10 protein-coding genes and 2 pseudogenes are annotated in these 14,041 nt (G+C 57.3%); 3 read left to right on the forward strand and 9 right to left on the reverse strand.

Annotated elements, in window-relative coordinates; translation table 11 throughout:
- Positions 1 to 12: 12 nt before the first annotated feature.
- The gene (guaA, locus tag AAHB66_RS16925) at positions 13 to 1,590 is read right to left on the reverse strand and encodes a glutamine-hydrolyzing GMP synthase (RefSeq protein ID WP_347113715.1); all 1,578 of its coding nucleotides are present in this window, start codon (positions 1,588 to 1,590) and stop codon (positions 13 to 15) included.
- 68 nt (positions 1,591 to 1,658) lie between these two features.
- Positions 1,659 to 3,125 carry an IMP dehydrogenase gene (gene guaB, locus AAHB66_RS16930; RefSeq protein WP_347113717.1) on the reverse strand — a complete coding sequence of 489 codons (1,467 nt, stop codon included), beginning with the start codon at positions 3,123 to 3,125 and terminating at the stop codon, positions 1,659 to 1,661.
- A 159-nt stretch (positions 3,126 to 3,284) separates the two neighbouring features.
- Between guaB and xseA the strand changes: the two genes are divergently transcribed.
- The 3 genes from xseA (at position 3,285) to AAHB66_RS16945 (ending at position 6,130) form a co-directional block, all read left to right on the forward strand.
- Positions 3,285 to 4,658 (forward strand): exodeoxyribonuclease VII large subunit, encoded by a 1,374-nt coding sequence (gene xseA / locus AAHB66_RS16935; RefSeq protein ID WP_347113718.1) that lies wholly within the window; start codon positions 3,285 to 3,287, stop codon positions 4,656 to 4,658.
- Positions 4,659 to 4,759: 101 nt separating this feature from the next.
- Positions 4,760 to 5,779, forward strand: coding sequence for a M4 family metallopeptidase (locus AAHB66_RS16940; RefSeq protein WP_347113720.1), 1,020 nt, complete (start codon positions 4,760 to 4,762; stop codon positions 5,777 to 5,779).
- On the forward strand, positions 5,780 to 6,130 hold the full coding sequence (locus AAHB66_RS16945; protein WP_347113721.1) for a protealysin inhibitor emfourin: 351 nt from the start codon (positions 5,780 to 5,782) through the stop codon (positions 6,128 to 6,130). It begins immediately after the preceding gene.
- Here the strand turns inward: AAHB66_RS16945 and AAHB66_RS16950 are convergent.
- From AAHB66_RS16950 to hisS, 7 genes and pseudogenes are all read right to left on the reverse strand, one after another.
- Complete coding sequence (locus AAHB66_RS16950) at positions 6,127 to 6,348, reverse strand: zinc ribbon domain-containing protein (protein WP_347113723.1); 222 nt, start codon at positions 6,346 to 6,348, stop codon at positions 6,127 to 6,129. The two genes, AAHB66_RS16945 and AAHB66_RS16950, sit on opposite strands and share 4 nt — an antisense overlap.
- A gap of 52 nt (positions 6,349 to 6,400) precedes the next feature.
- A pseudogene (locus AAHB66_RS16955) lies at positions 6,401 to 7,437 on the reverse strand (Gfo/Idh/MocA family oxidoreductase).
- Between the two features lie 62 nt (positions 7,438 to 7,499).
- Positions 7,500 to 9,054 (reverse strand): annotated as a pseudogene (locus AAHB66_RS16960) (peptide MFS transporter).
- A gap of 301 nt (positions 9,055 to 9,355) precedes the next feature.
- On the reverse strand, positions 9,356 to 10,828 hold the full coding sequence (gene der, locus AAHB66_RS16965) for a ribosome biogenesis GTPase Der (protein ID WP_166183342.1): 1,473 nt from the start codon (positions 10,826 to 10,828) through the stop codon (positions 9,356 to 9,358).
- A 110-nt stretch (positions 10,829 to 10,938) separates the two neighbouring features.
- On the reverse strand, positions 10,939 to 12,117 hold the full coding sequence (gene bamB, locus AAHB66_RS16970) for an outer membrane protein assembly factor BamB (RefSeq protein ID WP_347113724.1): 1,179 nt from the start codon (positions 12,115 to 12,117) through the stop codon (positions 10,939 to 10,941).
- A 10-nt stretch (positions 12,118 to 12,127) separates the two neighbouring features.
- On the reverse strand, positions 12,128 to 12,748 hold the full coding sequence (locus AAHB66_RS16975) for a YfgM family protein (RefSeq protein ID WP_347113725.1): 621 nt from the start codon (positions 12,746 to 12,748) through the stop codon (positions 12,128 to 12,130).
- Positions 12,749 to 12,761: 13 nt separating this feature from the next.
- Complete coding sequence (gene hisS / locus AAHB66_RS16980; RefSeq protein ID WP_142486695.1) at positions 12,762 to 14,036, reverse strand: histidine--tRNA ligase; 1,275 nt, start codon at positions 14,034 to 14,036, stop codon at positions 12,762 to 12,764.
- Between the last annotated feature and the right edge of the window lie 5 nt (positions 14,037 to 14,041).

Genomic DNA, 14,041 nt, shown 5'->3' on the forward strand with positions numbered 1-14,041 from the left:
AACGGGCGGGAGTTATTCCCACTCGATCGTCGCTGGTGGCTTACCGCTGATGTCATACACCACGCGGGAAATACCGTTCACTTCGTTGATGATGCGGTTAGACACGCGGCCTAAGAAGTCATACGGCAGATGTGCCCAGTGGGCGGTCATAAAGTCGATGGTCTCAACCGCACGCAGGGAGACAACCCAGTCGTACTTACGGCCATCGCCCATTACGCCGACAGAGCGAACCGGCAGGAACACGGTGAACGCCTGGCTCACTTTGTTGTACAGATCAGCTTTGTGCAGCTCTTCGATGAAGATCGCGTCCGCACGACGCAGCAGGTCGCAGTACTCTTTCTTCACTTCGCCCAGCACGCGCACGCCCAGACCCGGACCCGGGAACGGGTGACGGTAGAGCATGTCGTACGGCAGACCCAGCTCCAGACCGATCTTACGCACTTCGTCTTTGAACAGCTCGCGCAGCGGCTCAACCAGACCCATCTTCATCTCTTTCGGCAGGCCGCCCACGTTGTGGTGAGATTTGATGACGTGTGCTTTACCGGTGGCAGAAGCCGCGGATTCGATCACGTCAGGGTAGATGGTGCCCTGTGCCAGCCACTTCACGTCTTCCAGCTTCAGCGCTTCTTCGTCGAACACTTCCACGAAGACGCGGCCGATGATTTTACGTTTGGCTTCCGGATCGTTTTCGCCTTCCAGCGCGTCGAGGAAGCGCTTCTCGCCTTCCACGTGAACGATGTTCAGACCGAAGTGGTCACCGAACATGTCCATCACCTGCTGGGCTTCGTTCAGACGCAGCAGACCATTGTCCACGAACACGCAGGTGAGGTTTTTGCCGATGGCGCGGTGCAGCAGCATGGCGGTCACGGAGGAGTCAACACCGCCGGACAGGCCGAGGATGACTTTATCGTCACCGACCTGCTGGCGAATACGCTCAACCGCATCGTCGATGATTTTTGCTGGCGTCCACAGAGCTTCACACTGGCAGATGTCGATGACAAAACGCTCCAGCATGCGCAGGCCCTGACGGGTATGGGTCACTTCCGGGTGGAACTGCACGCCGTAGAAGCGTTTCTCTTCGTTGGCCATAATGGCGAACGGGCAGCTTTCAGTGCTGGCAACGGTCACAAAGTCGGACGGGATAGCGGTGACTTTGTCGCCGTGGCTCATCCAGACGTCGAGCAGCGCTTTGCCGTCTGCGGTCAGGGAGTCTTCGATACCGCGGATCAGGGCGCTGTCGGTCTGTACTTCAACCTGTGCGTAGCCGAACTCACGCTCGTTAGAACCTTCAACGTGACCACCCAGCTGCATCGCCATGGTCTGCATGCCGTAGCAGACGCCGAACACCGGCACGCCTGCTTCGAACACATATTGCGGTGCACGCGGGCTGTTATCTTCGGTGGTGCTTTCCGGGCCGCCGGAAAGGATGATGCCGCTTGGATTGAACGCGCGAATCTGAGCTTCCGTAACATCCCACGCCCACAGTTCGCAGTAAACGCCCAGCTCACGCACGCGACGTGCCACCAGCTGAGTGTATTGAGAACCGAAATCGAGGATGAGAATGCGATGTTTATGAATGTTTTCCGTCATTGACGCTAATTCCGAGGCAAGTGAAACAAAAACAGAGCGCCCGGCTCAGAGCCGGGCGCGGAAATTAATCAGGAGCCCATACGGTAGTTCGGAGACTCTTTGGTGATCGTCACGTCGTGAACGTGGCTTTCCTGGATACCTGCACCGCTGATACGCACGAATTCCGCTTTAGTACGCAGCAGGTCAATGGTACCACAGCCGGTCAGGCCCATACAGGAGCGCAGGCCGCCCATCTGCTGGTGAATGATCTCTTTCAGGTAGCCCTTATAGGCCACGCGGCCTTCGATACCTTCCGGCACCAGTTTGTCGGCAGCGTTATCGGTCTGGAAGTAACGGTCGGAGGAGCCTTTTGACATCGCGCCCAGAGAACCCATCCCGCGGTAAGATTTGTAAGAACGGCCCTGGAACAGTTCGATTTCGCCCGGGGACTCTTCGGTACCGGCCAGCATGGAACCCACCATTACCGCTGCCGCACCGGCCGCGATGGCTTTGGCGATGTCGCCGGAGAAGCGGATACCGCCGTCAGCGATAACCGGAATACCGGTACCTTCCAGCGCTTCTACCGCGTCGGATACCGCGGTGATCTGCGGAACGCCCACGCCGGTGACGATACGGGTAGTACAGATGGAGCCAGGGCCGATACCCACTTTCACCGCGCTGCAACCGGCTTCAGCCAGCGCACGTGCGCCTGCGCCGGTCGCCACGTTACCGCCGATGATCTGCAGGTCAGGATATTTTGCACGGGTCTCGCGAATACGTTGCAGCACGCCTTCGGAGTGGCCGTGAGAGGAGTCGATCAGCAGGACGTCAACGCCTGCGGCAACCAGCGCATCAACGCGCTCTTCGTTGCCCGCACCTGCGCCAACCGCAGCACCGACGCGCAGACGGCCATGCTCGTCTTTACAGGCGTTCGGTTTACGTTCTGCTTTCTGGAAGTCTTTAACGGTGATCATGCCGAGCAGGTGGAAGCCGCCATCCACAACCAGCGCTTTTTCAACACGTTTTTCGTGCATTTTTGCGAAGACCACGTCGCGGGATTCGCCTTCACGCACGGTCACCAGACGCTCTTTCGGGGTCATGTAGACGCTGACAGGCTGGTTCAGGTCAGTGACGAAACGCACGTCACGGCCGGTGATGATACCCACCAGTTCGTTATCGGAGGTCACAACCGGGTAGCCTGCAAAGCCGTTACGCTCGGTCAGCGCTTTGACTTCGTGCAGGGTGGTGGTTGGCAGAACGGTCTGTGGATCGGTAACGATGCCAGATTCATGTTTCTTCACGCGGCGAACTTCTTCCGCCTGGCGCTCGATAGACATGTTTTTATGAATAAAGCCAATGCCGCCTTCCTGAGCCAGGGCAATAGCCAGGCGCGCTTCAGTCACGGTGTCCATTGCCGCGGAGAGCATAGGAATGTTCAGGCGAATGGTTTTGGTCAACTGCGTGCTGAGGTCGGCAGTATTCGGCAGAACGGTGGAATGAGCGGGAACGAGGAGGACGTCGTCAAACGTCAGTGCTTCTTTAGCGATACGTAGCATGGGCAATATCTCTGACCTGGGTGGTTAAATATTGCCGTGGCATTATACAGAGCGTAACCGATTGCATCTACACTTTTTTATAAAAAATGCTTGCGATTGCCTCTTATCAGGTTACTATCGACTGAATAACTTGCTGATTTAGAATTTGATCCCGCTCACATGTTATCCTCTCAATCCCCCTCAATTTATACCGTCAGCCGCCTTAATCAGACGGTCCGTTTGCTGCTTGAGCAGGAAATTGGCCAGGTGTGGATTAGCGGAGAGATCTCTAATTTCACCCAGCCGGCATCCGGTCACTGGTACTTCACCCTGAAGGACAATACCGCTCAGGTGCGCTGCGCGATGTTCCGCAACAGCAACCGTCGGGTCACCTTCCGGCCGCAGCACGGCCAGCAGGTTCTGGTTCGCGCCAGTATCACCCTGTACGAGCCGCGCGGTGATTACCAGATTATCGTCGAGAGTATGCAGCCTGCGGGTGAAGGACTTCTCCAGCAGAAATACGAGCAGCTGAAAGCCACGCTTTCGGCAGAAGGTCTGTTCGATCAGCAGTACAAAAAACCGCTTCCCTCCCCTGCCCACTGCGTGGGGGTGATCACGTCGAAAACCGGTGCCGCGCTGCATGACATCCTGCACGTGCTGAACCGCCGCGACCCTTCCCTGCCGGTCATCATCTACCCGACCGCGGTGCAGGGGGACGATGCGCCCGGGCAGATTGTTCGCGCCATTCAGTTGGCTAACGCCCGTCAGGAGTGTGATGTTTTGATTGTCGGACGCGGAGGCGGTTCGCTGGAAGATCTGTGGAGCTTTAACGACGAACGCGTGGCGCGGGCGATTTTTGCCAGCCAGATCCCGGTGGTCAGCGCCGTCGGGCACGAAACCGACGTCACTATCGCCGATTTTGTTGCCGACCTGCGGGCACCGACGCCGTCTGCCGCGGCAGAAGTGGTGAGCCGTAACCAGCTCGAACTGCTGCGCCAGATGCAAAACGGCCAGCAGCGCCTCGAGATGGCGATGGACTACTTCCTCGCCAACCGCACCCGTCGTTTTACCCAGCTTCATCATCGCCTGCAGCAGCAGCACCCGCAGCTGCGTCTGGCGCGACAGCAGACCGTGCTGGAGCGTCTGCGCCAGCGGATGAACCTTGCGGTGGACAATCAGCTCAAGCGCGCGGTACAGCGCCAGCAGCGCACGACCCAGCGCCTGAATCAGCACAACCCGCAGCCGCGCATTTATCGCGCACAAACGCGTATCCAGCAGCTGGAATATCGCCTCGCGGAGAACCTGCGCGCACGGCTAAGCAGTACCCGGGAACGCTTCGGTAACGCGGTCACCCATCTGGAAGCCGTCAGCCCGCTCTCGACGCTGGCGCGCGGCTACAGCGTGACCACCGCGACCGATGGCCAGGTGCTGAAGCAGACCAAACAGGTCAAAGCCGGGGATGTCCTCACCACCCGCCTGTCAGACGGCTGGGTGGAAAGCGAAGTGAAAGGCGTGACGCCGGTGAAGAAAACCCGCGCCCGCAAAAAGGCCTGACACGCGTCAGGCCGCGATTTGTCCGACTTACCTGCCGTTTTGCTGTTATGACTTACACTTAAGTTGTTGCTTTTTCGGCATTGCCATAACAGGAGAGTCGCATGACCCGAACTTATAGCGTGATCCCGCCGTATATTCTTCGTCGTATTATTGAAAGTGGCTCTGAGCCCCAGCAGCGCTGCGCCCGCCAGACGCTGACGCATGTACAAACGCTGATGGCACATATGCCAGGTAAACCCGCTGCGCCGCACGTTAATAAAGCCGGGCAGCTGGAGCGCGATATTTATGATGCCAAACAGACCCAGGAACTGCCGGGCACTCAGGTGCGTTATGAGGGACAGCCGTCAAATGGGGATATTGCTGTCGATGAAGCCTATGATTATTTAGGTATCACCCATGATTTTTTCTGGAAAAATTATCATCGCGACTCGCTGGATAACAAAGGGCTGATACTGACGGGCACCGTTCATTATGGGCGGGAATATCAGAACGCTTTCTGGAATGGTCAGCAGATGGTATTTGGCGATGGTGACGGCGAGATATTTAACCGCTTCACTATTGCCATTGACGTTGTGGCACATGAACTTAGCCATGGGGTGACCGAAACCGAAGCCGGGCTTATCTACTTTGAACAATCGGGTGCGCTGAATGAGTCGTTATCTGACGTTTTCGGCTCGCTGGTGAAACAGTATCACCTGAAGCAAACGGCCGACAAAGCCGACTGGCTGATTGGCGAAGGGCTGCTGGCTGAAGGGATTAATGGCAAAGGGCTGCGATCGATGTCAGAACCTGGAACCGCCTATGACGATCCCCTGCTCGGCAAAGATCCCCAGCCCGGGCATATGAAAGACTTTATCAAAACGCGCGAAGATAACGGCGGCGTGCATCTTAATTCGGGTATTCCTAATCGCGCGTTTTACCTTGCCGCGACGGCCATTGGCGGCCATGCCTGGGAGAAAGCCGGTTATGCCTGGTATGACACGGTTTGCGATCGCCAGCTGGCGCAAGATGCAGATTTTGACGCCTTTGCGAAACTGACGGTGGCACACGGTGAAAAGCGATCGGGTGGCAACGTCGCAGCAGCCATTGAGCAAGCCTGGAAACAGGTGGGAGTGTTGTAAATGCAGGTTCCGGAACTGACGGATGACGCGGTGGTCGAGCTGGCCCGTGAAGGCGGCGTGGCCTATATTCCCCATCTCAGCGGCTTACGGCGAATCGCGCTCTCGACGCTTAACAGCGCGCAGCGCCAGCGCGTGGTGAATATACTGGAGCAGGCTATTCCGCGGGGAGAGCCGCCCGGCCAGCGGTCGTCACCCGGTGGCGGCGACCAGCGCTATTTTCGCATCCAGATAATATGGACCCGGCACAATCAGGCGCAATACACCGACATTATTGTGCTGGTTCCCGAACAGGAAGCGCCAGAGTCGCTGATCGAGCTCTGGCAAAAAGGCGAAGGCTGCGTATGCGATTAAGCGTCAGCTCTGACGAACTCCACGCGCTTTTTCGAGATCAGACCGTGGCCGTTCTGGCAGAAATAGTCCACTGCACCGCAGGCTTTTAACACCTGGAGTGGCTGATGGCACTCCGGGCAGCGCGCTTCCAGTACGATATCTTTGTTGCACGTTTCGCAGTGCGCCACACCGTTTTGCGGTTCAATCTCCGCATGGCAATCCGGGCAGGTAATCGACATGATGCCTCCTTTGAAGGATATTCAGTTCTGCCCTGATGTTACCACGATGCGTTTAGTGGGGGCCACGCAGCTGTTGCTGTAATGTTAGCAGGATTTCCACCTCTTCAAGCCTGCGCTGCGTCGTGCGGCTCACCTCTTCCGGATCGCGGGCAAACAGGCTCTGCTCACCCAGAATATGCTCCGCCAGGCAGCGCTCATAGATCGTGCCGCCAAAACGCCAGGAGTGAACCTTATCGCCATCGATCAGCTCAAGCACATCTTCTGCCCCGCGTCGGTCATGGCTGATAATGCGTCCATCCCGCAGATACAGCCGCAGCCCTTTTTGCCCGCCGGACGGCCCGGCATATTTGTTAAGCCAGATATCCACCGGCACGCCGCCGAGCAGCCCCTGAAGATGCGCTTCGCCTTCCGCCGTGGTCAGGTCGCCTCTGGCGATATCGCGCCCCAGACGGTCTCTGGCCTCCACAACCTGCAGGGCTATATCACCGCTTCCTCCCAGATAGCGCAGCGTTTCGCGCAGCATCGCCAGCACGTGCGTGCCGATATCGAGGATCACCCCCGTCAGGATGACGAAGCGTTCGGGTGTCGGGTTCCCCGGTGGCGAAGTTGAGCGCGATGGGCTCCCCCCGCCGCGTTAAACCCGCTCGGCTCCTGTAAAAAGCCCTCGATGCGGACGATATCCGAAAAGGTGTTGACCAACCCCAGCTGCACGAGGTTAATGCGTGCCATCCAGTGATCGAGCGCCAGCACCCGGGCGGCCGCCTCCGGCCTCGCCAGCAGCGTTTTCAGCCTGGCGATTTGGGCAAGTGTAGCGACCACCGGCTTTTCGACCACAATGCGCGGGATGGAAGACGCCAGCGCCTGCTCAAGCACCTCAAGGTGCTGCAGCGATGCGGTGGTAATAAACAGCGTATCGGGGGATTGGGCGAGGAGATCGGCAAGCGAAGGACATCGGGTGACGCCATCAAGCGTCTTAGCCGGCTGGATATCAAACCCCAGACAGTGGAGGGAAGCGCCAAAGGTATGTTGTAGTGCGGGTAAGTAGGCGGTTTCAACCACCGCGCCAAGTCCAACAAACCCAATCTGCATATATCACCTCTGTCGTGGCAAGGCCGGAGCGTAACCTACGCCCCGGCCAGCTCAGGCGGATATCAGACGTTGGTTACCGGTTTCGGCTCGTTTTTGGTTTGCGCATTTTCCAGCATACGACGCACCGGAACAATGAGCACAATCAGAACAGCGGCACAAATCAGCAGCGCGATGGAGCAGCGCGCGAAGAGGTTCGGCAGCAGCTCCAGCTGATCGGCTTTAACATGGCCGCCAATCAGACCCGCCGCCAGGTTGCCCAGCGCGCTGGCACAGAACCACAGGCCCATCATCTGGCCACGCATTCTTTCCGGCGCCAGCAACGTCATCGTCGCCAGACCAATCGGGCTCAGACACAGCTCACCGAGGGTCAGCATCAGGATACTGCCCACCAGCCAGAACGGCGATACCCCCGCTCCACCGTTGTTGAGGACGTTCTGTGCCGCCAGCATCATCAGGCCAAAGCCCCCCTGCTGCACACAGAATGCCGATCACGAATTTGGTGATGCTGCCCGGACGGATGTTGTTGCTCGCCAGCTTCGGCCAGGCCCAGCTAAAGACCGGTGCCAGCAGGATAATAAACAGGGCGTTAATTGACTGGAACCACACCGCCGGGATTTCAAAATCACCGATCATGCGGTTGGTGTAGTCGTTGGCAAACAGGTTGAACGAGGTCGGCTTTTGTTCAAACGCCGACCAGAAGAAGGCCGCAGAAACCAGCAGGATAAAGCACACCAGCAGGCGGGCGCGCTCTTTGCGGTTCAGGCCGGCAAACATGAACAGCCAGATGAAGTACAGGGCCACCGAGGCGGCAATCACGTACACCAGCACGCTGGCCACCGCGACCGGGTTAATGACAATCACGCCCTGCGCAATCAGGGTGACAATAATCGCCACACCCGCCGCCAGCGCCAGTAACCAGCCGCCAACGCCATTTTTCTTCACCACCGGACTGTTCCAGGTGGAGTCCAGCCCCACTTCGCTGTCGTAGCGCTTCATCGACGGCACGGCAAACAGGCGGAAGATGACCAGCGCCACCAGCATGCCGATGCCGCCAATACCAAAGCCCCAGTGCCAGCCGTGGGATTTAATCAGCCAGCCGGAGATCAGCGGCGCGATAAACGACCCCATGTTGATGCCCATATAGAACAGCGAGAAGCCGCCGTCACGACGCGCATCGCCCTTTTTATACAGCGTGCCCACCATCACCGAGATACAGGTTTTGAACAGGCCCGAGCCCAGGACGATAAACATCAGGCCGATAAAGAACAGGTTGTTGCCCATCACCGCCGACAGCGCAATCGACAGGTGGCCGAGGGCAATCAGAATTGAGCCGTACCAGACCGCTTTCTGCTGGCCGAGCCAGTTATCCGCCAGCCAGCCGCCCGGCAGCGCGGCCAGGTACATGGTTCCGGCGAAGATACCGACGATAGCGGAGGCATTTTCACGCGCCAGCCCCATGCCGCCGTCATAGACGGTGGCCGCCATAAACAGGATCAGCAGCGGACGAATACCGTAAAACGAGAAGCGCTCCCACATCTCCGTGAAGAACAGCGCGCCGAGCGGATAAGGATGGCCGAAGAAAGTTCGGCTTTCGTTTTTATTAACAGAGGATTGCATAATTCTCCCGAGATGATGTGTCGTCGTACTTGTAAACACCGGAAACCCGCCGCCCGGTTAACGTTCAGGTGGCTTTTTTTACATCCGGCGAAATGTTATTTAACCATTTGATAACCTAAGGCAACTTTTGTCCAGCCCCCAACCCACCACCAAAAGATGAAAGTTCGACAATCGTCTTATTTCTTAGATTTTATGTTGGATAAACATGAATAGTGATTGACATCACATCAATAATTATTCGTCCCTTTCAGGCATAAAAAAACCCGCGACAGGCGCGGGTTTTTCAGCAGAGCAGCAAGGATTATTTGCTTTTCTTAATGTGTTTAATCAAACGCTTACGCTTACGCATCTGGTTCGGCGTCAGGGTGTTACGCTTGTTAGCAAACGGGTTATCGCCTTCCTTGAACTGGATACGAATCGGTGTGCCCATTACTTCCAGCGATTTACGGAAGTAGTTCATCAGATAGCGTTTGTAAGAATCCGGCAGATCCTTCACCTGGTTACCGTGGATCACCACGATAGGCGGGTTATAACCGCCGGCGTGGGCATATTTCAGCTTCACGCGACGACCACGCACCAGCGGTGGCTGATGGTCTTCTGCCGCCATGGTCATGATACGGGTCAGCATCGCGGTACCGACACGACGCGTTGAACAGTCATAGGCTTCGCGTACGGACTCAAACAGGTTACCCACGCCGCTGCCGTGCAGGGCTGAGATGAAGTGGACGCGGGCAAAGTCGATAAAGCCCAGACGGAAGTCCAGCATCTCTTTGACCTGCTCACGCACTTCGTTGCTCAGGCCGTCCCACTTGTTGACGACGATAACCAGTGAGCGCCCACTGTTAAGGATAAAGCCGAGCAGGGAGAGATCCTGATCGGAGATGCCTTCACGGGCATCGATAACCAGCATCACCACGTTGGCGTCTTCAATCGCCTGCAGAGTTTTGATTACCGAGAATTTTTCCACCACATCGGTGATTTTGCCGCGCTTACGCACGCCCGCGGTGTCGATCAGAACGTATTCACGTTCGTCACGCTGCATCGGGATGTAGATACTGTCGCGGGTGGTGCCCGGCATGTCGTACACCACCACGCGGTCTTCACCGAGAATACGGTTAGTAAGCGTTGACTTACCGACGTTTGGACGACCGACGATGGCCAGCTTGATCGGCAGATCCTGCGGGTTGAAGTCGTCTTCCGGCTCCTCTTCACCCTCTTCGCCTTCTTCGAACTGCGCCCAGTACTCGGCGTCTTCGTCGACCTCTTCCGGCGGGTTGATCTCGTCAACGTACGGCAGCAGCGCGGTTTCCAGCAGGCTGGTAACGCCACGACCGTGTGAAGCGGCGATCGGGTAGATATCGCCCAGGCCTAATGACCAGAAATCGGCCATCGCCTGATCGGGATCGATACCGTCGGTTTTGTTCGCCACCAGGAAGGTAGATTTTTCACGTGAGCGCAGGTGCTTGGCGATGGCAACGTCGGCAGGCATCAGGCCCGCGCGCGCATCCACCATAAACAGCACGATGTCCGCTTCTTCAATCGCCAGCAGGGATTGTTCCGCCATGCGGGTTTCAACGCCGTCTTCTGTCCCGTCGATACCGCCGGTATCGATACAGATAAACTCACGACCTTCCACTTCTGCACGACCGTACTTACGGTCACGCGTGAGCCCCGGGAAATCCGCAACCAGCGCATCACGGGTGCGTGTTAAACGGTTAAAAAGAGTGGATTTTCCAACGTTCGGGCGCCCGACAAGCGCGACCACAGGTACCATGTTTAAAGCCTCATAAAATTCGATATCACGTCGCGTTTGCGGCGTTTTTTAAAAAATCAAAACGGCCCCTGAAGCAACAGGAGCCGTTGAGTATACTACAACCGCGGTGATTAACGCGTGATCGCGTACAGCGTACCGTCTTTTGCCTGGATTAGCAGTTTGCCGTCAGCCACCACCGGCTCGGTCAGGAAACCGGAACCGTCGACTTTTTCCTGGGCGACAAAACGACCGTTGCTCGGGTCAATCCAGTGCATGTAACCTTCGCTATCACCCACCACCAGGCTGCCGTTATACAGCGCCGGTGCGGTCAGCAGACGGTGCAGCAGATCGCTCTGCGTCCACAGCGTCACGCCGCCATCGGTGCTCAGCGCCAGCAGGCGATCGTTCTGATCGACCAGATAGATGCGGTTGCCATCCACCACAAAATCATTCACCGAGCCCAGCTCGCGTTTCCACATCACCTGGCCGCTACGCAGATCCATCGCGGTCAGGTTGCCGTTATAGGCCAGAGCGTAGACAACGCCATTGACGATAACCGGCGTGGTATCCACGTCGCTCAGACGGTCGATTTCGGTCGGACCGGTTGCCTGAGAGATACGCTGCTGCCAGATCAGCTGACCCTGCTGCATCAATACGGCGCTGACGCGACCGTTATCGCCGCCAACAATGGCCGCACCAAAGGCAGTCGCTGGCGCAGACTCACCGCGCAGGGAGAGCGCAGGCATATCCAGGTTAACGGTCCACTTCACCGCACCGTCAGATTCATTCAGCGCCTGCAGCTGACCGTTGGCGGTATGCACCAGCACCATGCCGTCGCTGACGACCGGACGGGAGAGGGTTTCTCCCGCCACGCGGGTTTGCCAGGCAATGGAACCGTCGCTGGCGTTAAGGGCGTAGACCTGGGCCTTTTCGCTGCCAATGTAGACATGGCCACCGGCAACCGTTACGCCACCTGACAGCAGAGCCGGCGTGCGTGACAGCCAGCCGCTTTTTTCTGCCAGATTAATCGACCACACCTCTTTGCCGTCATCGGCGTTAACGGCTTTTACTATGCCTTTGCGGTCAGCCGCATAGACAACGCCGTCCGCAGAAGCCGGATGCAGGTTGGAATAGAAGTCGCCAATACCGTCACCGACGGAGGTGCTCCATGCGGTAGACGGCGCAAACTGGTTTTCAACCGTCGGCAGTGGAGACATGGTGACAACATCTTCTTCGCCGCTGAACAGTGAACAGCCGCTCAATAACGTAACGGAAAGCAGTCCTGGCAGAAGTAATTTACGCAATTGCATCGGGTCCCTCTCAGACGGACAAATTATTTATTTTCATCTGCATCATTTCGCTCAGCGCTGGTGAGGCGTTGCTTTTCACACCCGCTTCCCATGCGCTGCGCGCGCCTTGTTTGTCACCCTTGCTCAGCAGTGCTTCACCACGCAGGTCGGCAACAATCGAGGCAAAACCTTCACCTTTGACAGTGTCGAGGGTTTTCAGCGCTTCGTCGGGCTTCTTCTGCTGCACCTGAATACGGGCAAGACGCAGATTGATGAGCGCTTTCAGGTTATCGTTACCTGCTGCTGCCAGACCCTGCTGCAGCTGGGCTGCCGCCTTATCCAGTTCGCCTTTATCCACGAACTGCTGAGCCACTTCCAGCGACGCCAGCGCGCCATAGGTATTTTTGTTGTCTGCGGCAAATTTCTCTGCCGCCGCCAGGGTTTGCGGACGATCGGCCTGAATGGCGCTCACGGTATTTTCATACTGTAAGGAGGAGCCACGCGCGGAATCGACCTGATGACTGTTCCAGTAACGCCAGCCCACCAGGGCGCCAACACCTAAAATGACCCCAACAGCCAGTGCTTTGCCATTTTCAGCAAAGAAGCGTTTAATCGCATCAACCTGGTCGTTTTCGTTCTCGTACATTTCCACGCAGTCCTTCTCCTTAGCCCAGTAGAGTGCGCAAGTGCGCCGCAACGCCGTCCTGCGTTACCGTTGTTTGCTCACCAGAGCGCAGATCCTTCACTACCACTTCGCCGTTAGCCACTTCTGACTCGCCGAGTACCAGTGCAATACGCGCGCCCCACTTGTCGGCACGGGCGAACTGTTTCTTAAAGTTGCCGCCGCCGTGGTTGGTCATCAGCTTAGCCGCTGGCAGCGCATCGCGCACGCGTTCGGCAAGCTGCATTGCCGCAGACTGCGTTTCCGCGCCTGAGGCCACCAGGTATATATCGACAACAGGATCGGCTTTAAATTCCGGATTAACTGCCTGAACTAACAAAACAAGTCGCTCAAGGCCCATGGCGAAACCAACTGCAGGGGCGGGACGACCGCCTAACTGCTCTACCAGACCATCATAACGACCGCCCGCACAGACCGTTCCCTGTGAACCGAGGCTGGTGGTGACCCATTCAAACACGGTGCGGTTGTAGTAGTCCAGACCACGCACCAGACGCTGGTTGACGGTGTAAGCAATACCGGCAGCTTCCAGCAGCTTGCACAGACCAGCAAAGTGTTCGCGGGAATCTTCGTCCAGATAATCGCCCAGGGCAGGCGCGTCGTTCAGCAGGGCCTGCACGTCCGGATTCTTGGAATCCAGCACGCGCAGCGGGTTGCTGTACATGCGACGCTTGCAGTCTTCGTCCAGCTTCTCTTTATGCTGCTCGAGGAAGGCCACCAGCGCATCGCGGTAGTTTGCACGCGCTTCAAGAGAACCAATGGAGTTCAGCTCCAGCGAAACGTGGTCAGCGATACCCAGCGCGCGCCACCAGCGGGCGGTAAGCATAATCAGCTCGGCGTCGATATCCGGGCCCTGTAGACCAAAGGCTTCGACACCCAGCTGGTTAAACTGGCGATAACGGCCTTTCTGCGGGCGTTCGTGACGGAACATTGGGCCGATATACCACAGGCGCTGCTCCTGATTGTACAGGAGACCATGCTCGATGCCGGCGCGTACACATCCCGCCGTACCTTCCGGACGTAAGGTCAGGCTGTCGCCGTTACGATCCTCAAAGGTATACATCTCTTTTTCAACCACGTCGGTGACTTCACCGATAGCGCGTTTGAATAACGGGGTCTGCTCTACAATCGGCAAACGGATTTCGCTGTAACCGTAGCTGCCGAGCACCTGCTTGAGGGTGCCTTCAATGCGCTGCCAGATGGCGGTCTCGGCAGGCAGATAATCGTTCATGCCGCGAATGGCTTGAATGTTCTTTGCCACGTTTG

It is taken from the genome of Leclercia sp. S52 (genome assembly GCF_039727615.1).
Lineage (GTDB): Bacteria > Pseudomonadota > Gammaproteobacteria > Enterobacterales > Enterobacteriaceae > Enterobacter > Enterobacter adecarboxylatus_B.

Bases quoted from the DNA above. Each gene is read 5' to 3' on its own strand.
- guaA (WP_347113715.1), bottom strand. From the start codon at position 1,590: ATGACGGAAAACATTCATAAACATCGCATTCTCATCCTCGATTTCGGT.
- guaB (WP_347113717.1), bottom strand. From the start codon at position 3,125: ATGCTACGTATCGCTAAAGAAGCACTGACGTTTGACGACGTCCTCCTC.
- xseA (WP_347113718.1), top strand. From the start codon at position 3,285: ATGTTATCCTCTCAATCCCCCTCAATTTATACCGTCAGCCGCCTTAAT.
- AAHB66_RS16940 (WP_347113720.1), top strand. From the start codon at position 4,760: ATGACCCGAACTTATAGCGTGATCCCGCCGTATATTCTTCGTCGTATT.
- AAHB66_RS16945 (WP_347113721.1), top strand. From the start codon at position 5,780: ATGCAGGTTCCGGAACTGACGGATGACGCGGTGGTCGAGCTGGCCCGT.
- AAHB66_RS16950 (WP_347113723.1), bottom strand. From the start codon at position 6,348: ATGTCGATTACCTGCCCGGATTGCCATGCGGAGATTGAACCGCAAAAC.
- der (WP_166183342.1), bottom strand. From the start codon at position 10,828: ATGGTACCTGTGGTCGCGCTTGTCGGGCGCCCGAACGTTGGAAAATCC.
- bamB (WP_347113724.1), bottom strand. From the start codon at position 12,117: ATGCAATTGCGTAAATTACTTCTGCCAGGACTGCTTTCCGTTACGTTA.